This is a genomic window from Aeromicrobium sp. P5_D10, from assembly GCF_054049535.1.
In genome coordinates, this window is sequence record NZ_JBFUME010000001.1 from 139,457 (window position 1) to 163,783 (window position 24,327).

Genomic DNA, 24,327 nt, shown 5'->3' on the forward strand with positions numbered 1-24,327 from the left:
TTCATCTGCGTGCCCTACGTTGTATGTACGTAACGCTCTTGAAAGGGGAGGGACATGGCTGAACGTGCATTGCGAGGTGCTCGGCTCGGAACCCAGAGCTTCGAGGACGAACGCGGCGTGGAGATGGCTCCCCGGCAGCAGGTCGAGTACGTGTGCCCGGACGGTCACACCTTCTCGGTGACGATGGCCGACGAGGCCGAGATTCCGTTCGAGTGGGAAGATCCCAAGACCGGTCAGATCGGCGAGCTTGCGGGCGGTGTCAAGCCGGAAGGCAAGGCTGAGAAGCCGATCCGCACCCATTGGGACATGCTGTTGGAGCGTCGGTCAGTCGACGAGCTCGAAGAGATCCTCACGGAGCGCCTAGCGCTGCTGCGTGGCGGAGAGATCGGTCCGCCGCATCTGCACCGACCGAGCAAAAAGAAGAAGAGCGCCTAGCCGGACGCGCTGAAAGAGGACCCCGACTCAGCTCGGGGTCCTTTCTTTTTGCCCCGCCGCCGCTCAGCTACGGAATCTGGCCGGGACGAGGCGGCCCAGTCCCCACAGCGTGACCCGCCACAGGGCCTCGCGGACGATTGCGCCGCTCATCTTGGATTCACCGCGTTCACGTTCGACGAAGGTGATGGGAACCTCCACGACGGACATCCCGTCCGCGATGACGCGGCGAGCCATGTCGATCTGGAAGCAGTACCCCTGAGACGCAACCTCGCTCAGCGGCAGTCTCTCGAGTGTCGAGCGTTTGAAGGCCCGAAAGCCCCCGGTCGCATCCTTGACCGGTATGCCGAGCATCAGCCGGGCATAGAAGGTTCCGCCACGCGATATCAACCGGCGGTGCCAGGGCCAGTTGACGACGGCGCCTCCGGGTACCCAGCGTGATCCGAGCACGAGGTCCGCACCGCCGGCGCTGGCGGCGAGGATCTGGGAGAGATCTTCGGGACGATGCGATCCGTCGGCGTCCATTTCGAGGAATGTGTCGTAGTCACGCGCCAGCCCCCAGGCGAAGCCGGCTCGATAGGCCGAGCCGAGCCCTTGCTTCGACGTGCGATGCAGCACGTGGACGCGTGGATCTGCCGCGGCCAGTCGGTCGGCGATCTCCCCTGTGCCGTCAGGCGAGCCGTCGTCGGCCACCAGGACGTCGAGCTGAGGCTGGGCCTGGTGAATCCGTTCGATGATCGGCTGGAGATTCGCCGATTCGTTGTAGGTCGGAACGATGACCAGTGCCTTCATGCGGTGCTCCCCTGATTACGACGTCGTGTTCCGGCCCACCAGGCTCCCACTCCCAGGACGACCAGCGCCCACTCAAGGTATCGGCCGATGACAAGCGCCGGGGTACTGCCCGATGCGAGAGTCACGGTCGAGCTGATCGTGGCGGGCTGATGCATCGGCGCCCGCTCGACGACCCGCCCGGTGGGATCGACGACTCCGCTGATTCCGTTGGTCGACGGGACGGTGACCCAGCGGCCGGTCTCGATCGCGCGCAGCCGCGAGATGTCCCACTGCTGCTCCGGCTGTGATGTGCCGGTGAAGGCGGCGTTGCTGGTCTGTACGACGATCATCTGGGCACCTGCGTCGATCGCCCGACGGGTGACGCCGTCGTAGGCGATGTCGTAGCAGATCGTGTCGCCGATCCGGGTGTCGCCGATCGTCATGGCGCCGGGTTCGTCGCCCGCGAGCATATCGCGCGGAATGTCACGCGCGAGTCGCTCGAAGATGAATCCGGCCTGCTTGCGGAAGGGGACGTACTCTCCGAACGGCACCGGTTTGAGCTTGACGTATCGATCCCCCGGTCCGTCCTTCGTCCACACGACGCCGGCGTTGTACGACGTGTCGACGGTCGGTCCGTCGAACAAGCCGCCCACCAGGATCGGAGCACCGATACGGGCCGACAATGCCTCGATCTGATCGCGCACCAGTTGATTGTTGTAGGGGTCGATGTCGGTGGCGTTCTCAGGCCATAGCACCATGTCCGGTCGCGGGGCGTCGCCCGCCTCGATGCGGTCGGCCAGACGAGCCGTCTCGGCCAGATGCAGGTCGAGGATCTCTCCACGAGGCCACGTGAGGAAGACACCGGGCACATCGCCCTGGATCAGTGCCACCTGCCTGGTCCCGTCGGCCCCGGCGATCCCGGTGGGCAGCAGCGCCCCCAGGGCGGCGAGTGCCAGGACTGCGGCCGCGGCGGCCAGTCTGGTTCGGCGTGCCGGTCCGATGACGATCACGACAAGCAAAGCGGCGACGCCGAATATCAGCGCACTCGTACCGGGCATCGCCACGAGGCGTGCGTAGGACGCGAAGGGCGTGTCGATAGACGTGTGGGCCAGCCGTCCCCAAGGGAAGCCCGTGAAGGGGAATCCCCCACGGGCCCACTCCCCCGCGACCCAGACCCCGGCGCCGGCCAATGGCCACCACCGCAGTCGAACCGCGGCCCGCAGCGCGAGCATGATCGGGATGAAGAACAGAGTTTCGGCCAGGACCAGCGCTACGTACGCGCCGCTGCTGACGGCGTTCATCCACCAGATCAGCGGACCCATGAAGCCCAGCCCGTACAACACTCCCGTGACCGCAACGGTCCGCTTGCGCGCGCCATCGAGCCCACGGGCGAGCCAGATGAGTCCGGCGACGCCGACGACCATGGCGAATGGCAGACCGACCGGATCGAAGTTGAGTGAGGACAGGACCCCCAGCGCTGCGGCTGCCGGCCAAGCCTCCTTCCAACCGAGCTTCGAAGTCCACCCGAGGCGGGTGGGGTTCACAGGGCGGCGAGTCCGCGCGGAGTGTTGTTGAGCACTTCGAGACCGTCGGCCGAGCACACGACGATATCTTCGATACGGGCACCGAAGCGGCCCTCGAAGTAGATTCCGGGCTCGATCGAGAACGCCATACCCTCTTCGAGAACGAGGTCATTGCCTTCGACGATGTAGGGCTCTTCGTGCGTCTCCTGGCCGATGCCGTGGCCGGTCCGATGGATGAACAGATCTCCGTAGCCGGCGTCCGCGATGATCTGGCGACCGATCGCATCGACCGACTCGGCGGTCACGCCGGGACGGGCATGGTCGCGCTGTGCCTGGTGCGCGGCCTCCAACACCGCATAGGCCTCGGCATACTCGGCGTCGACGCTGCCGCCGGCCAGGTAGTTGCGGGTCGAGTCCGAGCAATAGCCCGACGGCATCGTCCCGCCGATGTCGACCACGACAGGATCGCCTGCTTCGATGACCCGGTCGGACAGCTCATGGTGCGGCGACGCCCCATTCGGGCCTGATCCGACGATGACGAAGTCGACGGTTTCGTGACCGGCCTCGAGAATCGCTGCGGCGATATCGGCACCCACCTCACGTTCCGTGCGTCCGGGGCGCAGCCATTCGTGGACGCGCGAATGGACGCTGTCGATTGCCAGGCCCGCCTCACGCAGCGCCGCAACCTCTTCGGTGCTCTTGCGGATACGGAGCTCCTGCACCAGCGCGCCGGCGAGCACCTGATCGGTCTGGGGCATCGCCTCTCCGAAGGAGAACACCCGCGAGGCCCACATGTGATCGTCCAGCCCGATCGTGGCGACATCGCCGACGAGCCGGGCAACCAAGGCGAACGGGTCCTCGGTCTCGGTCCACGTGGCGATGTCGACGTCGACTCCTGATGCGACAGCGGCCTGGCGTTCCAATGCCGGCACGACGAGCGTCGGTGCGCCGACTGCCGGGAGCACCAGGCAGGTCAACCGTTCCAGCGGCAGCGCGACATATCCGGTCAGATAACGAAGATCCGCTCCGGGTGTCACGAGCAGGGCATCGATCCCCCGGGAAGCTGCCAGTTCCTGTGCCTTGCGCCATGTACTCACATGACGACGATACCTACCCGGCGTTTCTCCCCAGATGACAGACCGTATTTGCTGACCTACTGTGAAGAAATCATTGTCCAGGATCGGGGGGTCCTTATGCGCAGAGCACTGTTTTCTGCCGCTGCCGTCGCGTTGACGAGCAGCATGTTGGTCACTGCACCCGCAGAGGCCGGCAACAAGCACACATCCGGAGTCGACACGAAACGACTCACCAAAGCTGTCACCGTCAACGGTCAGCTCAAGACCTTGCGTCAATTGCAGGTCATCGCCAATCGCAATGAAGGCACCCGGGCCTCGGGGCTTCCGGGCTATGATCAGTCGGCCGATTATGTGGCCAAGGAGCTTCGTCGGGCCGGGTACAAGGTCAAGAAGCAGACCTTCACCTTCGCGTTCAGCCGCGATCTCGAGCCGGCGACCCTTGCCCAGGTGACGCCGGTCGCCAAACAGATCGAGACCGCGGCATTCGACTACTCCGGTTCGGGCGACGTCACTGGACCGGTGACTGCGATCAACCTGACGATCCCGCCAGGAGAGGCCGGCACCGCGCCGTCCGGCTGCGAAGCCGCCGATTTCCCGGCCCCCGGACCCGATCCCGCCGTGGCATTGATTCAGCGCGGAACCTGTGACTTCGGCGTCAAGGCCGCCAATGCGCAAGCGGCAGGCTACGACGCTGCGATCATCTTCAACGAGGGCCAGGAGGGACGTCAGGAGCTGCTGACGGGAACTCTCGGCAATCCGGTCGACATTCCCGTCGTCGGCACCTCGTTCGCCGACGGTGCTGCCCTTGCCGCGACACCGGGTGCGACCGTGCGTGTCACGGCCAAGACCGAGGTCGACCTCAACCGGCAGACCAGCAATATCATCGCCGACCTGCCGCGCAAGACCAAGAATCCTGACCAGGTCGTGGTTGTCGGAGCGCACCTCGACAGTGTCGCCGCCGGTCCGGGTATCAACGACAACGGCAGCGGAACCGCTGCGGTGCTCGAGATCGCCAAGCAGTTCAAGAAGACGGGTATGGCCAAGAAGGCTGTCCGACCCGTGCGGTTCGCCTTCTGGGGTGCTGAGGAGAAGGGACTGCTCGGCTCGTACCACTACGTCGGCGCCCTGTCCGATGCCCAGCGCGCCAAGATCTACGCCAACCTCAATTTCGACATGCTGGGTTCGCCGAACTTCGCCCGCTTCGTCTATGACGGAGACGGTTCGGAGGACGGCAATGCTGGGCCGGCGGGCTCGGCCGAGATCGAGCAGGTCTTCTTGAAGTACTTCGCCAAGAAGAAGCTCGCGACCGCGCCCACAGCATTCGACGGACGCTCCGACTACGGACCGTTCATCGAGGTCGGCATTCCGGCCGGGGGTCTCTTCAGTGGCGCTGAAGGCGTCAAGACGCCCGCCGAGGTCGCGCTGTTCGGTGGGACGGCCGGTGTCGCGTACGACAAGTGCTACCACCAGGCATGCGACACGATCAGCAATATCAGCACCAAGGCGCTCGATCAGCTGGGCGATGCAGCCGCTCATTCGGTCGGTGCGCTGGCGCTGTCGAAGAAGGGCCTGTACGGCGATGCCAAGAAGTCGAAGGCCTCGGCCAAGAAGCTGAGCTCCAAGCGCGGCATCGCGCACGGGGACGTGCACAGCCGTTGATCCAGGTTCGACCGTGGGGTATGTCCTAGGCTCGGGCTGTGTCTTCTCAAACTGTGCCTTCTCAAGACGTGCCCCACGGTCGACTCCTGCTGCTCGACAGCGCAAGCCTGTACTTTCGTGCCTTCTTCGGGATCCCGAAGACGCTGAAGGCTCCTGACGGGACGGCGGTCAATGCGCTGAGGGGGATCTTGGACTTCACCTCCTCGCTGACGACCCAGTACGCTCCCGAGGCCGTCGTGGCCTGTTGGGACGACGACTGGCGACCTCAGTGGCGAGTCGATCTGATCGACACCTACAAGACTCAGCGCCTCGACGCACAAGGCGCTGAAGCCGACACGACCGACGGTCTCCTGGGCCCGCAGGTCCCGCTGATCGCCGAGGCATTCGGTCTGCTCGGGATCCCCGTCGTCGGTGCAGCGGACGCCGAGGCCGACGACGTGATCGGGACGCTGTCGCGACTGTGGGATGGTCCCGTCGACATCGTGACCGGCGACCGCGATCTCTTCCAGCTCGTGGACGATGCGCGCGACGTCAGGGTCCTCTACGTCGCGAAAGGCGTCTCGAAACACGAAGTCGTCGACAATGCCTGGCTACGCGCCAAATACGGTATCGACGCGGCCTCCTACGTCGACTTCGCGGTCATGCGCGGCGATGCCTCCGACGGACTTCCGGGAGTGGCCGGAATCGGCGACAAGACCGCCGCCGTCCTCCTCGAAGAGTTCGGCGACCTGGAAGGCATCGCAGCGGCCGCGCTCGACCCCGACTCGTCGATCAAACCACGTGTGCGCCAGTCGCTGCTCGACTCGGTCGACTACATCGCGGCGGCCCGCGAGGTCGTGGCCGTTCGACGCGACGTCTGCGAGCTGCCCGTGCTGCTTGCTGAGACCGATGTTCCTGCCTTCACATCGTTCGGCACGACGTGGGGCCTCGGCGGCGTCACGGAGCGAGCCCTCGCGGCACGTCAAACTGCCTGACCGCTCCCGCCCCGGGGAGGTGAAATCTCAACATCATTTCGCGGCCAACAATGTCGGTTTACCACGGTCCCGCGGCAAACACGCTCTGCCCGCGGGAAACTTCCTGAGGGCAGAGCCAGCTTGCCGCGGGAAGACGGGGTCGACCCGGCCCGAAACGTCTCCACAGACCGGACGTCACGCGCTAGGCGCAGCGTCATCCAATCGCGACCTGAACGTCATTCCGGGGCAGGACGGTCGTCTTCCCGCGGCAAACGCTGTCCGCCCGCGGAAAGCTTCCTGCGGGCGGAGCCAGCTTGCCGCGGGACCGTGGTAAACCGACCCAGCCGAAGGTTGCAGATCCACCGCCAACGGGTCAGGCGCTGATGCTGGTGTAGCTGACGACGCCGTGGCGCAACTCGTCGAGCGCCTCACGGGCCGTCTTGCGCAGCGGGCCGGGTCCTGCGGCGTCGGCGATCTGAGCGACGACATCGATCAACTGCTTCATGGCGCGGACGAAGTCACCTGCCGCGAGGTCCATGTCGGTGAGCACCTCGTCGAGCGTCGCATCGTTGCACCAGGACCACACGGCACCGGCGAATGCGAAATCGGGGGTTCGCAGGAACTTGACCCGATGCTCACGCTCGAGCTGCTGCAGGTCGGCGCACAGTTCGTTCATCGTCGCGGCCGCTTCCCGCACCATCTGCGTGGGGAACTGCGGCATCGGCACGTCATCGGCATTGCGCGATTCGAACGTCAGACCGCTGACCACGGCCGCCAGCTCAGCGGCATCCAGATCGTCCCACGTGCCCTGACGCAGGCATTCGCTCACCAAGAGGTCGAGATCGCTGTAGAGACGCTTCAGCCGCATCCCGTCTGGTGTCACCTCGTCGCCGTCGAGATAGCCCAAGACATCGAGCACCTGGCACACCCGATCGAACTGGCGTGCCACGGTATTGGTGCGCTGCTCAATACGTCCACGCTGGTTGCGGGTATCGCGTTCGAGCTTGAGGTAACGCTCCGCCCACCGCGCGTGTGACTCACGATCGGGACATTGATGGCAGGGATGGTCACGCAGCTTCTCGCGAATCACGCCGATGCGTGGATCCTCACGGGTCGGCTGGGCCCGATATGCCTTGGTGTGGTGCCATGACACTTTGTCGGCGTGGCTACGCAGCGCCGAGGCCAGGTCACGTCGTGCCTGCGGGTTACGGGAGCTGAACGATTTGGGGATCCGCATCGTCGTGATGGGTTCGACAGGTGTGGGGAAGTCGATCATCGCGAGTCGTCGAGCATGCCGGTTGGCAGTCAGCACCATGGGGCGCGGGCCTTCGGAGTCGCTGGCCTTGCCGGGGTCCAGGACGACTGCGAGACCGGCGAATTTACCCACAGGCACATGGATGACGTCGCCGGGCTTGAGCCGCACCAGCGAGGCGATGACCTCGTCTCGCTCGGCTTGGCGTCGTGCCTTCGAGCCCGTCGCCTCGATATCGCTGAGGTCGCGACGCAAGGAGGCGTACTCCATGAAGTCACCCAGCTCGCACACGACCTTCTCGCGGTAGCCCTCCAGCGCCTCGTCGGCTTTGCGGATCTGACGTGCCAGCCCGACAACGGCGCGGTCGGCCTGGAACTGGGCGAACGACTGCTCCAGCAGATCGCGGGCGGTCCCGCGGCCGACCTGGCCCACCAGGTTGACCGCCATGTTGTACGACGGGTGGAACGACGAGTTCAGCGGGTACGTGCGGGTGCTGGCCAGTCCGGCCACTTGCTTCGGATCGAGTCCCTGCTGCCACAGCACGACTCCATGTCCTTCGACGTCGATACCGCGCCGGCCCGCCCGTCCGGTGAGCTGGGTGTACTCCCCCGGCGTGATGTTGGCGTGCGTTTCACCGTTCCATTTCGACAGCTTCTCGATCACGACGGACCGGGCGGGCATATTGATGCCCAATGCCAACGTCTCGGTCGCGAAGATGACCTTGACGAATCCTGCGCTGAACAGATCTTCGACGCATTCTTTGAACGTCGGAAGCATTCCGGCATGGTGGGCGGCAATTCCGCGCACCAATCCGTCGCGGAACTCGTAGAAGCCCAGCACATGAAGATCGTTATCGGGCAGATGCGAGCATGCTGCATCGACGAAAGCGCCGATCTCGGCCTGCTCGTCCGGTGTCGTCAACGTGATGCGGGCATCGAGACACTGCTGAACCGCCTGCGCGCACCCGGCCCTGCTGAACACGAAGTTGATCGCGGGCAACAGGCCTTCGGCATCGAGACGTTCGACGACCTCGACCCGACTGGGCGTCCGATTGCGGCTACGCGGACGCTTGCCGCCCTTGGACTTGTGGCCTTTCATCATGCGGCTCATCTGCCAGTCATCACGCGCGAGCCGTTCCAACGCCCTGTTGACCTCGACGCCACGGTCGTCCCGACTCGGCTCGAACAACGGATAGAGGGTCCGGCCCACCAGAACATGCTGGTGCAGCGGGATCGGCCGGCGTTCCTCGACGATCGTGACGGTGTCGCCGCGCACCTCGGTGAGCCAGTCGCCGAACTCCTCGGCGTTCGAGACCGTCGCCGACAACGAGATGACCGAGACCGACTCGGGCAGGTGGATGATGACCTCCTCCCACACCGCGCCGCGCAGCCGATCGGCCAGATAGTGCACCTCGTCCATCACGACGTAGCCGAGGGTGTCGAGCGTGCGCGAACCGGCGTACAGCATATTGCGCAAGACTTCGGTCGTCATGATGACGATCGGGGCTTCGCCGTTGATCGTGTTGTCGCCGGTCAGCAGCCCGACGTTGTCGGCACCGTAGCGGTCGACGAGATCTGCGAACTTTTGATTCGACAGCGCCTTGATCGGCGTGGTGTAGAAACACTTGCGACCCGTTGCGAGCGCCAAGTGAACCGCGAACTCCCCCACCAGCGTCTTGCCGGAACCGGTCGGTGCGGCCACGAGGACCCCGTGACCGTCCTCGACGACCTTGCACGCCTCGACCTGGAATCCGTCGAGCCCGAACTCGTAAAGGCCCCGGAACTCGGCCAGGTGCGGGTACTGTCTGCTGGCGCGGGATTGGGCGTACTTTTCGGCCGGCGAGGTCATGCCTCCAGACTACGCGGGCGATCGTGGAGCGAACACACGCAACGCTCCGGGGTGCACCGTCGTGGTCATCGGCAGCGGTCCCAGGCGTTCACCGTCGCCATAGGCCACGATCCCCGGAGATGACAGCGTCACCTCGCGCACGCGATGGCGTTCGAACTCGGGCAAGGTGACATGTGTTCCCTTGTAGAGCTTCGGGAAGACGCGCAGGAACTTGCCTTTGCTGACCGGATTGATCACCACGACGTCGAGCAGTCCGTCGTCCATCAGCGCGCCCTCGCAGATACGCAACCCGCCGCCGAACGATGGGCCATTGCCCACCGCGACCAGCATGGCTTCGCGCTCGATCGTCACACCGTCGAGCGTGATCTCGAACGGCAGCGGTGAGAACTCGCGCAACTCCTTGACGATCGCGATGTTGTAGCGCATATTGCCTTGCGGCCACGTCATGGCATTGGCACGTTCGTTGACCTTGGAGTCGAAGCCGGACGCGATGACCGTCGCGACGTAGGCCTGGTCGGCCCGAGCCAGATCGATCGTCCGGATGTGCCCGTCGAGGACGATGCCGACCGCGGCCGCAATATCCTTGACCGGAATGCCGAGCGAGCGGGCCGTGTCATTGCCGGTTCCGGCAGGGATCAGGCCGAAGACCAGATCCGTGTCGGCCACGTGGTCAAGCACCCCGTGCAGCGCACCATCGCCGCCCACCACGAGCACTCCGTCCAGCCCCGCGTCGATCGCCTGCTTGAGCTGATCGCGTGCCGTGGACGCGTCGGCGCCCTGGATCGTGCAGGTCGTATGTCCGCCGTCATGCAACTGGGCGGCGGCGAGAGCAGCGATCGATTCGCCGCGCTTCTTGCCGGACGTGGGATTGACCACAAGCGCAAGGTGCATGGCAGCAGCGTAGTGCGACTCAGTCGTCGAGTGGGGATACTTCGTCGTCGCGCAGTTCGACCGGAGCTTCCTTCGCGCGACGCCGATCTGTCACCCGGGCGATGATCTCGGAGATCATGTAGAGCACGGTCATGGGCACTGCCAGGAACAGCATCGACAACGGATCCGTGCTCGGCGTCGCGACAGCTGCGAACACGAAGATCCCGACGATGGTCCACGGACGTGCGCCGGCCAGCTGGCGTCCGGACACGATCCCGAGGCGGTTCAGCATGATCACGACGAGCGGGATCTCAGCTGCCACACCGAAGACGAGCATCATGCGCACGATGAAGTCGAAATACTCCGCCCCGGTCACGAGGTTGTCGACCCCGTCGGGGACGAAGCCGATCAAGACATCGATCGCCTTGGGGAGCACGACGTAGGCCAGCGCTGCGCCGCCCACGAACAGGGGTGCGGCCGTCGCGGTGAGCAGGACCGCCCAGCGCTTTTCATTGCGATGCAGGGCCGGCAGGATGAACGCCCATGCCTGCCAGATCCACACCGGGCTCGACAGCAGTATCCCGGTCACGAGCGATATCTTCAGCTGGAACTGGAATGCACCGCCGATGCCGGTGATGACAATATTCGATTCGATCCCGCGCTCCAGGAGCAGCGGCTGGATCTTGTCGTACGGACGGGTCAGGAAATCCAACACCGGGTCGTAGAAGATCCAGGCGATGATTGTCGCCACGAGGACAGCGAGGACCGCTCGCACCAAGCGGCTGCGCAGTTCGCGCAAATGTTCCATGAGCGGCATCGTGCCGCCCGGTGCAGGGGCTGGCTTGCCGCGCTTCAGCGCCAAACGTCAGCCCTGTTCGCGCTTGATGTCCCGATCAGTCGCCTCGGTGGTTTCCAGTGACGCGGGCTTCGGCGCGTCCTTGTCGTCATCATCGTGCAAGGCCTTGACCTCGGTCTTGAAGATCCGCAGAGCCTTACCCGATCCGCGGGCAAGCTCAGGCAATTTCTTGGCACCGAACAGCAGGATCACTACCGCAAGGATGAGCAGAATTTCCGTGGTACCCAGATTCGGCATGATGACTCCTTCAAGTCCGATCTTCATCGTACGCCAGCAAGGCTACGCGAGCGTCCTCAATAACTTGTGAGCGCACTGTCTCGGGCGCGATGACGGTCACCGACCCGGCATTGCGAAGCACCAGGCGGCGCAGCCAGCCCAGGTCGGCACCGTAGATCTTGGCCCGCCAGACCCCGTCGTCTGATCGCTCCAACAGGTCGACCTGGTAGTACTCGGTCAACCAATGGGCCCGCGGATGCAGATCCACGAGAACAAAGGGGGTTTGTTCGCCCACCGTGAAGAAGCCGTCCGACAAGTCACGCGGCGATGCATCATGATCTTCCACGTCGATCTCGCTGACGTCGGCGCGCAGGATCCGGTCGAGCCTGAAGAATCGCAGGTCCTCGGCCTTGAGGCACCACGCTTCGAGATACAACTTGCCCTGCTCGGTGAAGAGCCGACGTGGGTCGACCTGACGCTCCGTCCGTTCATCACGGGTCGCGGTCGCGTACGACAGTTCGAGCCGCTTGCCCGTGCTCAGGGCACGCACGATGTTGGCGTGGATCTCGGCGTCGACATCGTCGAGCACGATGTCGACTGGGGCCGAGACGGTGTCGCCGACGGCGCTTTCGACTTTGGCAAGTGCGCTGTCGATGACGGTCAGCTCAGATCCGCTCGCCGATGCCCGCAAGGTCCGCAGAGCCACGATCAACGCTATGCCTTCACGTGCGTTGATCCGCAAAGGACGCGTCATGAAATCGGCGTCGCGGATATGGACGATGCCATCGCGTTCCAGGGCCGTGAGATCGAAGTCGATCAGCTCGCCGGCGTACTCGCCCGTCCCGGTGTACATCAGCAGACGCAGGTCATTGCGGATCACTTTGGGTGTCACGCCGAATTCGGCGGCCACTTCATTGACCGGGATACCGTCATTGCCCTGCAGGTACGGCACGAGGGCGAGCATCCGGATGACCTGTTGCTGCGACCGGCTCACGCGCTGTTCTCCATCGAACCGTCGACCGCCGCGCGAAGCCGGGTGATGACGGCGCTGCGCACATCGGGCGGAGAGATCACCATGACATCGGGGCCGTACGACGCCACTTCGGAAGCCAGCTCCCATGGCGAGGAATAGCGCACGCGGACCTCGTCGAGCCCATTGTCGATGGGCGTCACAGACTCGGCCAATCGACGCAATGACTGTCCGCGTCCGGTGCGGACATGCAGCACCGCGGCTTCCTGCGGTGCGGGCGGGAACAGCGCCCGGGCGAATTCCTTCATGTCGATCCCGTCCGGGATGACGTACGAGCCCGGCTCCCCCGCCGTCTCGACCTCCCCGATGACCCTCGACAGCCGGAAGAGGCGTCGTTCATTGCGGTCCAGGTCGAAGCCTCCGACATACCAGCGATCGCGCCACGAGATGATGCCCCAGGGCTCCAGGTGCCGCAGCATCGGCTCGGCATTGGGTCGGGCGTACGCGAACGTGATCGGGATACGCCGGGTCGTGGCGTCCCACATGGCATCGAATGACGGCTCGTCGGTGGAGAGTCTGGGTTCGGCCATTTGCAGGACGCTGGTGTCGACATCGACGCCGATGGCTTTGAGCTTGACCAGCGCAGTCGTCGACTGGCTGGCCAAGCCCGCGTGCTCCCAGACCTGAGTCGCCAGGCCGATCACGGATGCTTCCTCACGAGTCAGCTCGAGGTCTGGGAGCTCTGCCTCATCACGTCGGATCCGATAGCCCGGCTCGTCGTTGAAGTATTTGTCGTTCTGCCCGGTCTCGACGTTGATGCCGAGCTCGCGCAGCTCTTCCTTGTCGCGCTCGAACTTGCGATCGAAGGCAGCTGGACTCGACTCGCGGTAGTCCGCGATCGACTCGCGGATCTGTTCCTTCGTCAGGTACTGACGACTCACCAACAGAGCGAAGATGAGGTTCATCAACCTCTCGGTCTTGCGCTCGGCCATGACAGGAGGATGTCAGGAAGCGGCGGCTGCGTCGAGCAGGTCGATCGCGAAGATCAGCGTGTCGCCCTTTTTGATCACATCGCCTTGGGGAGTGTCGCCGTACGCCTTGTCGGCAGGGCACACCAGAACAACACGGCTGCCGAGCTTCTGTCCGACCAGGAGCTCGTCCCAGCACTTGATCAAACCGCCGGTACCGACGGGGAAGTTGGCTGGAGCCTTCGACCAGGACTCGTCGAACACAGCACCATCGGGGTAGACCTGGCCGACGTACTGTGCCGTGAGGGTCTGGCCCTTCTCGATCTTGGCGCCATCGCCGGCGATCACAGTGTGCAGGCTCTGCTTGGTCTGCTTCTTCTTCACGTCATCGCCCGGCGTGAAGCCCGACGGATGCCCGTCCTTGTCGAGCTTGAGCTTGGGCAGATCGGACGGCAGGCTCTTGGCCTTGCCCGTGACCTCGGTCGGCACCTTGGAGACGATGTCGAACACGAACACCAGGCTGTCGCCGGCCTTGATGTCGAATTCCTTCTTGTCGACCCCGAAGCCGTCCTTCGGGGAGACGCCGACCACGACGCGGCTGCCGACCTTCTGATCGGTCAGCCCCTTGACGATGCCGGGAAAGATCTGCTTGGCGTCGAGTGTCCAGGTGACCGGCACGCCGCGCGTGTAGGAACTGTCGAACTGCTTGCCCGTGCGTCCGTTGAGCGCTGCGTAGTTGACCTTGACCAGGTCGCCGTCCTTGAGCTTGTCGCCGCCACCTTCGGTGATGACATCGGTCTCGGTCTTGGAGACCTTGAAGCCCTTCTCGACCGTGACCTTGGGCGTCTTGGCCGAGCTGACCTTGATCGACGAGAGGTCAGAGCTACCACCGTCGCCGCCGTCAGAGTCGTTACTTCCGCAGCCTGCGAGAACAAGGCTGGTGGCAACAGATGCCAAGAGAATTCGACGCACGATAACGACCTTTGAGTGGACGGCACAAATCGTGGTTCATCGTAACGACCATCACCAAGGGCTGTGCAGTCACATCCCGTCGATGAGTCTTTGCACTCGCTCGTCCTCCGAGCGGAACGGGTCCTTGCACAGCACCGTGCGTTGTGCCTGGTCGTTGAGCTTGAGGTGAACCCAGTCGACCGTGAAGTCGCGACGTCGTTCTTGCGCCTTCTTGATGAAGTCGCCGCGCAGCCGCGCACGAGTCGTCTGCGGCGGTATCGACTTGGCGGCAAAGACGTCGAGATCCTTCGTGACGCGTGCTACCGCGCCCCGCTTTTCGAGCAGATAGAACAGCCCCCTATCGCGACGGATGTCGTGATAGGCCAGATCGAGCTGGGCGATCCGCGGATCGCTCCACCCCATGTCGTGGGTCGTGCGGTAGCGGTCGAGCAGCTTGTACTTGATGACCCAGTCGATCTCACGCTCGACGAGTGAGAGGTCTTCGGACTCCACGGCCTTGAGAGTCCGCTCCCACAGATCGAGCGCCCGGGTGATGGTCGGAGTGTGCAGGCCGTTCTTGTCGACGAACTCAGCCGCCTTGCCGAAGTACTCGGCCTGGATCTCCAGCGCGGACAGCTCTCGGCCGTTGGCCAACTGCACCTTGCGACGGCCCGTCATATCGTGGGCGATCTCGCGGATCGCGCGGATCGGGTTGTCGAGGGTCATATCGCGCATCGAGACACCTGCCTCGATCATGCGCAGGACCAGATCGGTCGTGGCGACCTTGAGCAGCGTCGTCGTCTCACTCATATTCGAGTCGCCCACGATGACGTGGAGTCGGCGGAACCGTTCGGCGTCGGCATGCGGTTCGTCACGGGTGTTGATGATGGGGCGCGAGCGGGTCGTCGCACTCGACACGCCTTCCCAGATGTGTTCTGCCCGCTGGCTGACCGAGAAGATGGTTCCACGCGGCGTCTGCTGGATCTTGCCGGCACCACAGATGATCTGACGCGACACGAGGAACGGGATCAGGACGTCGGCGAGGCGACTGAATTCGCCTTGCCGGCTGACCAGGTAGTTCTCGTGGCAGCCATAGGAGTTACCAGCGGAGTCGGTGTTGTTCTTGAACAGGTAGATATCACCCTCGACACCGTCGTCAGCCAGTCTCTGCTGGGCGTCGAGCATCAGGCCTTCGAGGATCCGTTCACCGGCACGGTCATGCGTCACCAGGTCGACGAGATCATCGCACTCGGGCGTCGCGTACTCGGGATGACTGCCGACGTCGAGGTACAGACGCGCGCCATTGCGCAAGAACACGTTGCTGCTGCGCCCCCACGAGACGACCCGCCTGAACAGATAGCGGGCGACCTCGTCAGGAGACAACCGGCGCTGGCCCTTGAAAGAACACGTGACGCCGTACTCGTTCTCGATACCGAAGATCCGCCGGTCCATAGCCTCAGCCTAGTCGCGTGGACGCAACTGCGCGGGATGACGCGCAAACCTGCCGATCCACACTGATATCCTCGATCCTGTTGGGCCCCACCAGGCCTACCGGACGAGGGAGCCGTACCCGGCAAGCGACAAGACGGCCATGAAGGAATTCTCATGGCATGGCTAGTGCTTGTTGTCTCCGGTGTACTCGAATCGGTCTGGGCCGTCGCGCTCGGCAAGACCGAGGGCTTCTCCCGGCTCAATCCGTCGATCGTCTTCTTCGTCGCGGTCACCCTCAGCATGGGCGGACTCGCCTATGCGATGCGCACGCTCCCGACTGGCACCGCCTATGCCGTGTGGGTAGCGATCGGCGCCTCATTGACTGTCGCCTACGGCATGGCGTCGGGCGATGAGCAAGCCAGCGTGCTCAAAGTGCTGCTACTTGTCGGACTCGTGGGCTGTGTCGTGGGTCTGAAGCTCACGCACTGATCTCACTTCTCCCGCCGAACCCGAGCGGTGCCGCCGGCGAGATCGACTCCGTGCGGCGGCGCACCGTCGGAGGGGCCGAGGCGACGCTCTTTCGCCTCGGCCCGGTGCTCCAATTCGATCGCGCGCCCTGGGAGCATGGCCGCGGAGAAGACGTCGAGTCCTGCCGCGCTCAGGCTGCTGTGGCCTTTGCGGCGGCGCACCACGCGTTCGACAGCGGCCAGGATGATCAACAGGATCACCAGACCCGGAAGGGTCGCTGCGACCAGAATCGAAAAGCTCATGGACTAGCCGCCGAGCGCCGCCACGACATCGGCATCGCTGAGCCGCTTGAACTTACGAGGCTGCGGGCGCATGCGAGACAGCGTCGCGACTTCCAGCGCGGACGCTTCGACCGTGCGTACCGGGTCGGTGTCCTGCCCCAACGCGGTCACGGCGAGTTTGATCGCACTTTCCAAGTCGAGGCCCGCGGTGTAATGCTCGGACAGATAGGCCTCGACCTTCTCGTTCTGCCCACCCATCACGCCGAAGCCCTGGACATCTGCCACCGAACCGTCGTAGGTCAGCCGGTAGACCTGATCGTGCGCAGCATCGTCACCGAGCTCGCCGACGAAGATCTCGACCTCATACGGCTTCTCGCCGCCTGCGGAGAAGATCGTGCCGAGGGTCTGCGCATAGGCATTGGCCAGGCCGCGCGCCGTCACATCACGCCGGTCATACGCATAGCCACGCATGTCTGCGAGCCGGACGCCGGCGATGCGCAGGTTCTCGAACTCGTTGTAGCGCCCGACCGCGGCGAATCCGATCCGGTCGTAGATCTCACTGATCTTGTGCAGCGCCTGAGAGGGATTCTCTGCGACGAACACGATGCCGTCGGCATACTGCACGACCGTGACGCTGCGACCGCGGCTGATTCCCTTGCGGGCGAAATCGGCCCGATCCTTCATGAGCTGTTCAGGCGAGACGTAGAACTGCTGGGTCATAAAAGCTCCTCGTGCCTTGACATCAAGATGTGTCTACGTCGTTCAGTTCAGGGGTGCCGGCGGGCCGTCTGGACGCACCAGGCGCCCACCGATGACATCGTCGGCGATGGCGCCGACCTCGTCGGTCGCGAGTCGGCGATAACCGTCGGCCGTCACCACCGACACGACCGGGAAGATCCGCCGGGTCAGATCTGGTCCGCCGGTGGCCGAATCATCGTCCGCGGCGTCGTACAGCGCTTGGATCGCGGCGGTGACGCAATCGCCTTCGGTCAGGCCTCGACTGTAGAGCTTCTTCAGCGAGCCGCGTGCGAAGACAGAGCCCGAGCCGACGGTGTGGAAGCCGCTGTGCTCCTCGTAACGACCACCCGTGACGTCGTACGAGAAGATGCGGCCCTGCCGCGTCTCGAAGTCGAAACCGGCGAACAGCGGGACGACGGCCAGGCCCTGCATCGCGAGCCCGAGGTTTCCGCGGATCAGTGCCGCCAGCCGATTGGCCTTGCCGTCCGCCGAAAGGACCGTGCCCTCGATCTTCTCGTAGTGTTCCAGCTCGACCTGGAACAGCCGCACCATCTCGATTGCCAGACCGGCGCTGCCCGCTATGCCGATGCAGGAGTACTCGTCGGCCGGGAAGACCTTCTCGATATCGCGTTGTGCGATGACATTGCCCATCGTGGCCCGGCGGTCGCCGGCCATCACGACGCCACCGTCGAACGTGGCAGCCACGATCGTGGTGGCATGCGGAGCCAGATCGCCGTGCGCGCCCGCGGTCCGCGAGGCCGCGCCGGGCATGAGCTCCGGAGCCGCCGAGGCGAGATAGTCCGCGAACGACGATGTGCCGGTCAGTCGAGTGCCCTCAGGCAGCATCACTGTCCGCCCTTCTGCACGAAGCTGCGGACGAACTCCTCGGCATTCTCCTCGAGGACATCGTCGATCTCGTCGAGGATCGAGTCGACGTCGTCGTCCAGCTTGGCCTTGGCCTCGGTGTCGACCTCGGTCGCATCGACCTGCTCTTCGGCCTCGGCGGGCTTGCGCGTGTTCTTGTGCTGCTGCTCTGACATGACTCAACCCTATCCCCCGACACCGACCGAGTGGGGTGACTCAGCCGTTGAGATGTGAACCACTGGATTCGCGCCCCGTCGCCGCCTACCCCGGCAGACGTCGTTCGAACGGGTAGATTCAGCTGCGCAGGACACCGCAGCTTGCGCCACTACTCCCAGGAGCCTTCATGATCAACAAGATTCTCGTAGGTGTCGACGACAGCGAGACTGCCGCACGCGCAGCGGTCACCGCGGCCGAACTCGCCGACACGCTCAAGGTTGAACTGCATGTCATGACCGCGTACGGCAAGTTCGAGGTCGAACACATCAACCTCGGTGGAGACGAGTTCATCATCAGCACCGAACAAGGCGGTCTGACGGTGGCCGAAGACGTGCTGCGTCCCCTGAGGAAGCAGTTCCCGGCCCTTCGGGCCACCCCGCACGCCAGAGAGGGCAAGCCGGCCGGCGCGCTCGTGGAGCTGGCCGAACAGCTCGACATCGACCTGATCGTGGTCGGCAACAAGCGGGTACAGGGCATCTCACGAGTGCTGGGCAGCATCGCGCGCGATGTCGTCACGCAAGCGCCGTGTGACGTCTACGTGGCTCACACCAACTGAGCTGAACGGACCCGGCTGAGTCGCCGATGAAGTGGCGGCTCAGCCTCAGCGTCCGGTGATCGCGCTGAACAGCTCGGCTGCCGTCTCGCTGTTCTCGAACAGGGAGCCGACATGCTCGGCCGTGCCGCGAAGCGGTTCCATCGTCGGGATCCGCTGCAGGGAGTCGTGGCCGGGCAGATCGAAGATCACCGAATCCCATGAGGCTGCGGCGATGTCCTTGCTGAACTTGGCCAGACAGCGTCCGCGGAAGAACGCCCGCGTGTCGTGTGGCGGTTCGGTGACGGCCGCCGCGATCTGCTCCTCGGTGAGCAGCCGATCGATCCGGCCGGTCCGTACGAGCTGGTGGTAGAGCCCCTTGTGCAGACGGATGTCGTGGTACTGGACGTCGACCAAGTGGAGCTTGGCGTGGTCCCAGTCGAGCTGGTCACGCTCACGATAGCGCTCGAGCAGCGCCAGTTTGGCGACCCAGTCGAGCTCACGGACGCACTCCATGGGATCGCGGGCCAACCGGACGAGGACGCTCTCCCACCGCCGCAGGATGTCATCGGTCTGCTCGTCGGAACCCTCACGGGCGACAAAGGCCTTCGCGAGTTGGAGATACTCCCCCTGCAATTCGAGCGCCGTGACGGTGCGACCGCTGTCCAACTCGACTTTGTGGGTCAGCGTCGGATCGTGGGAAATGTCGTGCACGGCCTGGACCGGGGCTGCGAGGGCCAGATTCTCGGTGATGAAGCCGGCCTCGATCATTGCGAGCACCAACGACGTCGTCCCGTGCTTGAGGTAGATCGCGATCTCCGAGCAGTTCGCATCGCCGATGATGACGTGGAGGCGGCGGTACTTGCGGGGATCGGCGTGCGGCTCGTCGCGCGTGTTGATGATGGGACGTTTGAGCGTCGTCTCCAGTCCCACCCCGACCTCGAAGTAGTCGGCGCGCTGACTGATCTGGAATGCGTGCACGCTGCCGTCCTGGCGCTGGCCGACCCGCCCGGCGCCGGTGAAGATCTGGCGCGACACGAAGAACGGCGTCAGGTGTTGCACGATCTGGTCGAATGGGACGTCTCGCCGCATCAGGTAGTTCTCGTGCGAGCCGTACGAGGCGCCCTTGTTGTCGATGTTGTTCTTGTAGAGCACGATCGGCGGCGTGTTGGGCAACTGTCCGGCCAGTTCTGCTCCCAGCCGCATGACGTTCTCGCCGGCCTTCTCCCACAACACGACGTCCAGCGGATTGGTGACCTCCGGGCTGGAGTACTCGGGGTGGGCATGGTCGACGTAGAGCCGGGCGCCATTGGTCAAGATGATGTTGGCCAGACCCATGTCCTCGTCGGTCAGCTGCGAGGGATCGGCTGCCTCGCGGCTGAGATCGAATCCGCGGGCGTCCCGCAGAGGGCTCTCCTCCTCGAAATCCCACCGGGCGCGCCGAGTCAGATCGTGCGCCGCAGCATAGGAGTTGACGACATGGGTCGAGGCAACCATCGGATTGGCATGTGGCTGTCCTTGCACGGCGATGCCGTACTCGACCTCACTGCCCTGCACGCGGCGAACTGTCATGCGATCAGCCTACGGTGATCGCGGTCACGGTGGCGTCGCGTGCAGCGACGGCATCGGCAATGAGTCGGCGAGCGAGGGCCCGGGCGTCATCCATAGCGTCCGGCTGGCCACCCGCGGTCAGCTGCACGATGGCGCCCTCGTGCACCATGGCCACCTCGCGGCCGCGACGTTCGGCGTCCGGGATGCCGATCTCGGTCAACAGCCGGACGTAGTGGTCGCGCGTCCACCGCTTCTCATCCTCGATGATCCGCAGGGCCGCATGGCCGGTGCCCGCGAGCTCGGCGTACGCATTGACGAACCCACATCCTCGCGAGCTGCCGGTCATCCAGGTGTCGAGCGCGTCAAGCACCGCCAGCACGCGAGCCTCCCCCGGCTGGGGCTGGTGTTCGTCGATGAAGGCAGCGACGAAGGCCTGCCAGCGAGCGCATCGCTGCCGCAGGTATGCCGTGATCAGGCCGTCCTTGGACCCGAACCGGTCGTAGATCGTCTTCTTGGTCGTCTCTGCCTCGTCGGCGATTCGCTCGACGCCGATCGCCCGGAGGCCGTGCTCGTAGAACAACACCTCGGCGGTGTCGAGGATGCGGACGGCTGTGGGTGTCATCCGCGGCTCTGTGATGGTCGTCATGACAAGTCCTTCCGGAAGTACACTGAGAGTATACCGACCGGTGTGTTTATGTGGGGACATGTCATCTCCGTTTGGCCCGATTGTCCCTCCGCTCGCACTCGTCGTGCTGTGGAGCTCTGGCTTCATCGGCGCGGAGCTCGGCACCCGGCAAGCGCCCGTCTCGACGTTGCTGGCGTGGCGCTATCTCGTAGCGTCGGTGATCCTGGTCGCGCTCTGCCTGTGGCGCAGCGAGCGCATCAGCCGCGACGGCCTCAAGCAGCAGGTCGTCCTCGGCCTGCTGGGACAGGCGATGTACCTCGGGCTCACAGTGGGCGGCGTGGCACTCGGCGCGACCGCTGGGACGTCGGCGCTGATCGCGTCGCTGCAGCCACTGGTCGTGATCGGCCTGGCCGCCGCGGCGTTGTCGGAGCGCGTCCGCCGCGTGCAGCTGGTGGGCCTCGGCGTCGGTCTGGTCGGCGTGATTCTGGTGGTCGGCGGCGATCTGACGGTGGGCAACGCCCCGTGGCCGGTCTACCTGCTGCCCGCCGCCGGCATGCTGGGCCTGTCGGTCAGCACCGTCCTGCAGCAGCGATGGCGTCCGCAGCAGTCAGTGCTGATGGCCTTGACAGCGCAGACCGTCACGGCAGCCGTCGTCTTCTGGATATTCGCGGCGTTGCGGGGCGAGACCGCCGCACCGACGTCGATCGGATTCTGGTCCGCGATCGTCTGGGTCGTGGTGCTCTCGAGCTTCGGCGGCTATGGGACCTACCTGTACGTGTCGCGGCGACACGGTGCGACGCGGGCGAGCACTTGGCTCTATCTGACCCCGCCCACGACGATGCTGTGGGCCGCGTTGATGTTCGGCGACGACGTGACCGCACTTGGGGTGGCGGGACTGGCCGTGAGCGCCATGGGCGTGACGACCGCCCTCAGTGAAACGTCTTGCCGAGGTGGACGGAATCGTCGTAGTCGGCGTAGAAACCGAAGCTGGGGATCTCGGTGTAACCGCAAGATGAGTACAGTGCGATCGCTTCGGGCTGGGCAGTACCGGTCTCGAGGACGAGCCGGGTGACGCCGACGGCTGCGGCAGTGCGTTCCAGTTCTGCGAGGATCTGCCTGGCCAGACCACGCCGGGCGTACGCGGGACGCACGTACATGCGCTTGATCTCGGCATCCGAATCCCCGCCGGGTCCGCCGCGACGCCAACCGCCCATCGCGGCGGGCACCTCGTCGACGTAGACCATCACGAAGTGCCCACCAGGCGGGTCGAACTGATACACGTCGATCGGGGCGATGTCGCCCTCTCCGCCGTAACGACGGCCGTATTCGACCTGGACTTCGGCCGTCAGCAGCTGTGCGTCGTCAGTGGCATAGGAGACGACCCTCAGCTCGCTGACGGCGCTCCTCTCGTCGCGGGCGGCCGTTTCGTGAGTCAGAGCCAACCCCTACAGGTATTGGCCGGTGTTGGCGACCGTGTCGATCGACCGTCCCGGCTCATTGCCGCTCTTGCCGGAGATGAGGGTCCGGATGAACACGATGCGCTCGCCCTTCTTGCCCGAGATCCGCGCCCAGTCGTCGGGATTGGTCGTGTTGGGCAGGTCCTCGTTCTCCTTGAACTCGTCGAGGCATGCCTGCAGCATGTGCTGTATCCGCAGGCCGCGCGCGCCGTGATCGAGCAGATCCTTGATCGCCATCTTCTTGGCCCGGTCGACGATGTTCTGGATCATCGCACCGGAATTGAAGTCCTTGAAGTACAGGACTTCCTTGTCGCCATTGGCGTACGTGACCTCGAGGAACTGATTGTCCTCGGATTCGGTGTACATCCGCTCGACTGTGCGCTGGATCATGCCGTTGACGCACGCCTGACGGTCGCCGGCCCACTCCTCCAGATCGTCGGGGTGCAGCGGCAGACTCGCGGTCAGGTATTTGCTGAAGATGTCGCGAGCCGACTCGGCATCGGGGCGTTCGATCTTGATTTTGACGTCGAGACGACCGGGTCGCAGAATCGCCGGGTCGATCATGTCTTCGCGGTTGGATGCGCCGATCACGAGGACGTTCTCCAGCCCTTCGACACCGTCGATCTCACTCAACAGCTGCGGAACGATGGTGTTCTCGACGTCGGAGGAGACGCCCGATCCCCGAGTGCGGAACAGCGAATCCATCTCGTCGAAGAACACGATGACCGGTGTACCCTCGCTGGCCTTCTCACGGGCACGCTGGAACACCAGGCGGATGTGCCGCTCTGTCTCACCGACGTACTTGTTGAGCAGCTCGGGACCCTTGATGTTGAGGAAGAACGAGCGCCCCTCCTCCCCCGTCTTCTCCGAAACCTTCTTGGCCAGCGACGCAGCGACCGCCTTGGCGATCATGGTCTTGCCGCAGCCGGGAGGACCGTAGAGCAGAACCCCCTTGGGCGGCTTGAGTTCGTGCTCGATGAAGATCTCCGGGTGCAGGTACGGCAGCTCGACCGCATCGCGGATCGACTCGATCTGCTGACGCAGTCCGCCGATCGAGTCGTAATCGATGTCTGGCACCTCTTCGAGGACGAGCTCCTCGACCTCGGACTTCGGCACCCGCTCGTAGACATAGCCGGAGCGGCCGTCGAGCAGGAGTGAGTCGCCGGCACGGATCTTCAGACCCAGCAGTGGTTCGGCGAGCCGGACGACACGTTCTTCGTCGGTATGACCGAGCACGAGCGCACGTTCGCCGTCGGCCAGGATCTCCTTGAGCGTCACGACCTCACCGGTCTGCTCGAAATCCAGGGCCGTGACGACATTCATCGCCTCGTTGAGGATGACCTCTTGCCCCTTGCGCAGGGCGTCTTTGTCGACAGCCGGACTGACATTGACCCGCAGCTTGCGTCCGCCGGTGAAGACATCGACGGTGTCGTCGTCATTGCGCTGCAAGAACGTGCCGAATCCGGTCGGCGGCTGCGCCAGGCGGTCGACCTCTTCCTTCAAGGTCACGATCTGGTCGCGGGCTTCACGCAGAGTCGACGTCAGCCGTTCGTTCTGGCTGTTGGTCGCCGAAAGCTTGGCCTCCAGCTCGGTCAATGCGGCATTCGTGGACCGCTCAGTACCTAGGCGACGGCGCAGGTGTTCGACCTCCGCGCGCAAGTAAGCAATCTCCTGGTCGGAACCATTCATGCCGGTGGGCTCGTTGTCGCTCATCAGACACCTCCTGCTCGTACGCACGACCCTACCGGTCAAGACAACTTTGCGAATGCCATCTCAGCTTCTGCCACGAGTGTCGTTTGGGTGACGTTGCACCAAGGTC

Annotated in this window: 24 protein-coding genes, 1 pseudogene and 1 riboswitch; of the genes and pseudogenes, 6 read left to right on the plus strand and 19 right to left on the minus strand. The window is 64.4% G+C overall.

Annotated features, from left to right (window positions below; all coding sequences use genetic code 11):
- Positions 1-54: 54 nt before the first annotated feature.
- Positions 55-435, plus strand: a complete 381-nt coding sequence (locus ACXJKC_RS00745; protein ID WP_456694749.1) for an RNA polymerase-binding protein RbpA — start codon at positions 55-57, stop codon at positions 433-435.
- 63 nt (positions 436-498) lie between these two features.
- On the opposite strand, the gene ACXJKC_RS00750 is transcribed toward ACXJKC_RS00745, so the two are convergent.
- From ACXJKC_RS00750 to ACXJKC_RS00760, 3 genes are read right to left on the minus strand one after another with little or no spacing between them, the layout of a single operon-like run.
- Positions 499-1,224 (minus strand): polyprenol monophosphomannose synthase, encoded by a 726-nt coding sequence (locus ACXJKC_RS00750; RefSeq protein WP_456694750.1) that lies wholly within the window; start codon positions 1,222-1,224, stop codon positions 499-501.
- Positions 1,221-2,747, minus strand: a complete 1,527-nt coding sequence (gene lnt, locus ACXJKC_RS00755; protein WP_456694751.1) for an apolipoprotein N-acyltransferase — start codon at positions 2,745-2,747, stop codon at positions 1,221-1,223. The genes ACXJKC_RS00750 and lnt overlap by 4 nt, the downstream gene beginning before the upstream one ends.
- Complete coding sequence (locus ACXJKC_RS00760; RefSeq protein WP_456694752.1) at positions 2,744-3,823, minus strand: M24 family metallopeptidase; 1,080 nt, start codon at positions 3,821-3,823, stop codon at positions 2,744-2,746. The genes lnt and ACXJKC_RS00760 overlap by 4 nt, the downstream gene beginning before the upstream one ends.
- Positions 3,824-3,967: 144 nt before the next feature.
- Between ACXJKC_RS00760 and ACXJKC_RS00765 the strand changes: the two genes are divergently transcribed.
- A complete protein-coding gene (locus tag ACXJKC_RS00765; RefSeq protein ID WP_456694753.1) occupies positions 3,968-5,461 on the plus strand; it encodes a M20/M25/M40 family metallo-hydrolase in 1,494 nt (497 codons plus the stop codon).
- Positions 5,462-5,499: 38 nt separating this feature from the next.
- Positions 5,500-6,435 carry a 5'-3' exonuclease gene (locus ACXJKC_RS00770; protein WP_456694754.1) on the plus strand — a complete coding sequence of 312 codons (936 nt, stop codon included), beginning with the start codon at positions 5,500-5,502 and terminating at the stop codon, positions 6,433-6,435.
- A 352-nt stretch (positions 6,436-6,787) separates the two neighbouring features.
- On the opposite strand, the gene ACXJKC_RS00775 is transcribed toward ACXJKC_RS00770, so the two are convergent.
- From ACXJKC_RS00775 to pafA, 8 genes are all read right to left on the minus strand, one after another.
- Entirely contained in the window at positions 6,788-9,514 is a 2,727-nt protein-coding gene (locus tag ACXJKC_RS00775; protein WP_456694755.1) for a DEAD/DEAH box helicase, read from the minus strand.
- Between the two features lie 9 nt (positions 9,515-9,523).
- On the minus strand, positions 9,524-10,405 hold the full coding sequence (locus ACXJKC_RS00780) for a diacylglycerol kinase (RefSeq protein WP_456694756.1): 882 nt from the start codon (positions 10,403-10,405) through the stop codon (positions 9,524-9,526).
- 19 nt (positions 10,406-10,424) lie between these two features.
- Entirely contained in the window at positions 10,425-11,192 is a 768-nt protein-coding gene (tatC, locus tag ACXJKC_RS00785) for a twin-arginine translocase subunit TatC (protein WP_456694757.1), read from the minus strand.
- Between the two features lie 57 nt (positions 11,193-11,249).
- The gene (tatA, locus tag ACXJKC_RS00790; RefSeq protein WP_456694758.1) at positions 11,250-11,477 is read right to left on the minus strand and encodes a Sec-independent protein translocase subunit TatA; all 228 of its coding nucleotides are present in this window, start codon (positions 11,475-11,477) and stop codon (positions 11,250-11,252) included.
- Between the two features lie 10 nt (positions 11,478-11,487).
- Positions 11,488-12,450 (minus strand): helix-turn-helix transcriptional regulator, encoded by a 963-nt coding sequence (locus ACXJKC_RS00795; protein ID WP_456694759.1) that lies wholly within the window; start codon positions 12,448-12,450, stop codon positions 11,488-11,490.
- A complete protein-coding gene (locus tag ACXJKC_RS00800) occupies positions 12,447-13,418 on the minus strand; it encodes a helix-turn-helix transcriptional regulator (protein ID WP_456694760.1) in 972 nt (323 codons plus the stop codon). Before ACXJKC_RS00800 ends, ACXJKC_RS00795 begins: the two co-directional genes overlap by 4 nt.
- A 12-nt stretch (positions 13,419-13,430) precedes the next feature.
- Complete coding sequence (locus ACXJKC_RS00805; protein WP_456694761.1) at positions 13,431-14,366, minus strand: FKBP-type peptidyl-prolyl cis-trans isomerase; 936 nt, start codon at positions 14,364-14,366, stop codon at positions 13,431-13,433.
- 69 nt (positions 14,367-14,435) lie between these two features.
- Positions 14,436-15,797 (minus strand): Pup--protein ligase, encoded by a 1,362-nt coding sequence (gene pafA, locus ACXJKC_RS00810; protein ID WP_456694762.1) that lies wholly within the window; start codon positions 15,795-15,797, stop codon positions 14,436-14,438.
- 78 nt (positions 15,798-15,875) lie between these two features.
- A riboswitch (guanidine-III (ykkC-III) riboswitch) is annotated at positions 15,876-15,939 on the plus strand.
- 11 nt (positions 15,940-15,950) lie between these two features.
- On the opposite strand from pafA, the gene ACXJKC_RS00815 reads away from it, so the two are divergent.
- The gene (locus tag ACXJKC_RS00815; RefSeq protein ID WP_456694763.1) at positions 15,951-16,265 is read left to right on the plus strand and encodes a DMT family transporter; all 315 of its coding nucleotides are present in this window, start codon (positions 15,951-15,953) and stop codon (positions 16,263-16,265) included.
- A gap of 2 nt (positions 16,266-16,267) precedes the next feature.
- Here the strand turns inward: ACXJKC_RS00815 and ACXJKC_RS00820 are convergent, their stop codons facing one another.
- From ACXJKC_RS00820 to ACXJKC_RS00835, 4 genes are read right to left on the minus strand one after another with little or no spacing between them, the layout of a single operon-like run.
- Complete coding sequence (locus tag ACXJKC_RS00820; RefSeq protein ID WP_456694764.1) at positions 16,268-16,546, minus strand: DUF6191 domain-containing protein; 279 nt, start codon at positions 16,544-16,546, stop codon at positions 16,268-16,270.
- A gap of 3 nt (positions 16,547-16,549) precedes the next feature.
- Positions 16,550-17,245, minus strand: a complete 696-nt coding sequence (gene prcA, locus ACXJKC_RS00825) for a proteasome subunit alpha (RefSeq protein WP_456694765.1) — start codon at positions 17,243-17,245, stop codon at positions 16,550-16,552.
- Positions 17,246-17,287: 42 nt separating this feature from the next.
- Positions 17,288-18,109 (minus strand): proteasome subunit beta, encoded by an 822-nt coding sequence (prcB, locus tag ACXJKC_RS00830; protein WP_456694942.1) that lies wholly within the window; start codon positions 18,107-18,109, stop codon positions 17,288-17,290.
- Entirely contained in the window at positions 18,109-18,303 is a 195-nt protein-coding gene (locus ACXJKC_RS00835; RefSeq protein ID WP_456694766.1) for a ubiquitin-like protein Pup, read from the minus strand. The genes prcB and ACXJKC_RS00835 overlap by 1 nt, the downstream gene beginning before the upstream one ends.
- Before the next feature lie 167 nt (positions 18,304-18,470).
- On the opposite strand from ACXJKC_RS00835, the gene ACXJKC_RS00840 reads away from it, so the two are divergent.
- Positions 18,471-18,899, plus strand: coding sequence for a universal stress protein (locus ACXJKC_RS00840; RefSeq protein ID WP_456694767.1), 429 nt, complete (start codon positions 18,471-18,473; stop codon positions 18,897-18,899).
- A 45-nt stretch (positions 18,900-18,944) separates the two neighbouring features.
- On the opposite strand, the gene dop is transcribed toward ACXJKC_RS00840, so the two are convergent.
- Both dop and ACXJKC_RS00850 read right to left on the minus strand, forming a co-directional pair.
- Positions 18,945-20,447, minus strand: coding sequence for a depupylase/deamidase Dop (gene dop / locus ACXJKC_RS00845; protein WP_456694768.1), 1,503 nt, complete (start codon positions 20,445-20,447; stop codon positions 18,945-18,947).
- A gap of 4 nt (positions 20,448-20,451) precedes the next feature.
- Complete coding sequence (locus ACXJKC_RS00850) at positions 20,452-21,072, minus strand: TetR/AcrR family transcriptional regulator (protein ID WP_456694769.1); 621 nt, start codon at positions 21,070-21,072, stop codon at positions 20,452-20,454.
- A gap of 58 nt (positions 21,073-21,130) precedes the next feature.
- On the opposite strand from ACXJKC_RS00850, the pseudogene ACXJKC_RS00855 reads away from it, so the two are divergent.
- Positions 21,131-21,961 (plus strand): annotated as a pseudogene (locus ACXJKC_RS00855) (DMT family transporter); the annotation flags it as partial.
- A 19-nt stretch (positions 21,962-21,980) separates the two neighbouring features.
- Here ACXJKC_RS00855 and ACXJKC_RS00860 read toward each other — a convergent pair.
- Positions 21,981-22,493: a GNAT family N-acetyltransferase gene (locus ACXJKC_RS00860; RefSeq protein WP_456694770.1), complete on the minus strand. Its 513-nt coding sequence runs from the start codon at positions 22,491-22,493 to the stop codon at positions 21,981-21,983.
- 3 nt (positions 22,494-22,496) lie between these two features.
- A complete protein-coding gene (gene arc, locus ACXJKC_RS00865; RefSeq protein WP_456694771.1) occupies positions 22,497-24,221 on the minus strand; it encodes a proteasome ATPase in 1,725 nt (574 codons plus the stop codon).
- Between the last annotated feature and the right edge of the window lie 106 nt (positions 24,222-24,327).

Coding starts and splice junctions, on each gene's coding strand:
- ACXJKC_RS00745 (WP_456694749.1), top strand. CDS start 55: ATGGCTGAACGTGCATTGCGAGGTGCTCGGCTCGGAACCCAGAGCTTC.
- ACXJKC_RS00750 (WP_456694750.1), bottom strand. CDS start 1,224: ATGAAGGCACTGGTCATCGTTCCGACCTACAACGAATCGGCGAATCTC.
- ACXJKC_RS00765 (WP_456694753.1), top strand. CDS start 3,968: ATGTTGGTCACTGCACCCGCAGAGGCCGGCAACAAGCACACATCCGGA.
- ACXJKC_RS00775 (WP_456694755.1), bottom strand. CDS start 9,514: ATGACCTCGCCGGCCGAAAAGTACGCCCAATCCCGCGCCAGCAGACAG.
- ACXJKC_RS00780 (WP_456694756.1), bottom strand. CDS start 10,405: ATGCACCTTGCGCTTGTGGTCAATCCCACGTCCGGCAAGAAGCGCGGC.
- tatC (WP_456694757.1), bottom strand. CDS start 11,192: ATGGAACATTTGCGCGAACTGCGCAGCCGCTTGGTGCGAGCGGTCCTC.
- tatA (WP_456694758.1), bottom strand. CDS start 11,477: ATGCCGAATCTGGGTACCACGGAAATTCTGCTCATCCTTGCGGTAGTG.
- ACXJKC_RS00800 (WP_456694760.1), bottom strand. CDS start 13,418: ATGGCCGAGCGCAAGACCGAGAGGTTGATGAACCTCATCTTCGCTCTG.
- pafA (WP_456694762.1), bottom strand. CDS start 15,797: ATGGACCGGCGGATCTTCGGTATCGAGAACGAGTACGGCGTCACGTGT.
- ACXJKC_RS00815 (WP_456694763.1), top strand. CDS start 15,951: ATGGCATGGCTAGTGCTTGTTGTCTCCGGTGTACTCGAATCGGTCTGG.
- ACXJKC_RS00820 (WP_456694764.1), bottom strand. CDS start 16,546: ATGAGCTTTTCGATTCTGGTCGCAGCGACCCTTCCGGGTCTGGTGATC.
- prcA (WP_456694765.1), bottom strand. CDS start 17,245: ATGACCCAGCAGTTCTACGTCTCGCCTGAACAGCTCATGAAGGATCGG.
- prcB (WP_456694942.1), bottom strand. CDS start 18,109: ATGCTGCCTGAGGGCACTCGACTGACCGGCACATCGTCGTTCGCGGAC.
- ACXJKC_RS00835 (WP_456694766.1), bottom strand. CDS start 18,303: ATGTCAGAGCAGCAGCACAAGAACACGCGCAAGCCCGCCGAGGCCGAA.
- ACXJKC_RS00840 (WP_456694767.1), top strand. CDS start 18,471: ATGATCAACAAGATTCTCGTAGGTGTCGACGACAGCGAGACTGCCGCA.
- dop (WP_456694768.1), bottom strand. CDS start 20,447: ATGACAGTTCGCCGCGTGCAGGGCAGTGAGGTCGAGTACGGCATCGCC.
- ACXJKC_RS00850 (WP_456694769.1), bottom strand. CDS start 21,072: ATGACGACCATCACAGAGCCGCGGATGACACCCACAGCCGTCCGCATC.
- arc (WP_456694771.1), bottom strand. CDS start 24,221: ATGAGCGACAACGAGCCCACCGGCATGAATGGTTCCGACCAGGAGATT.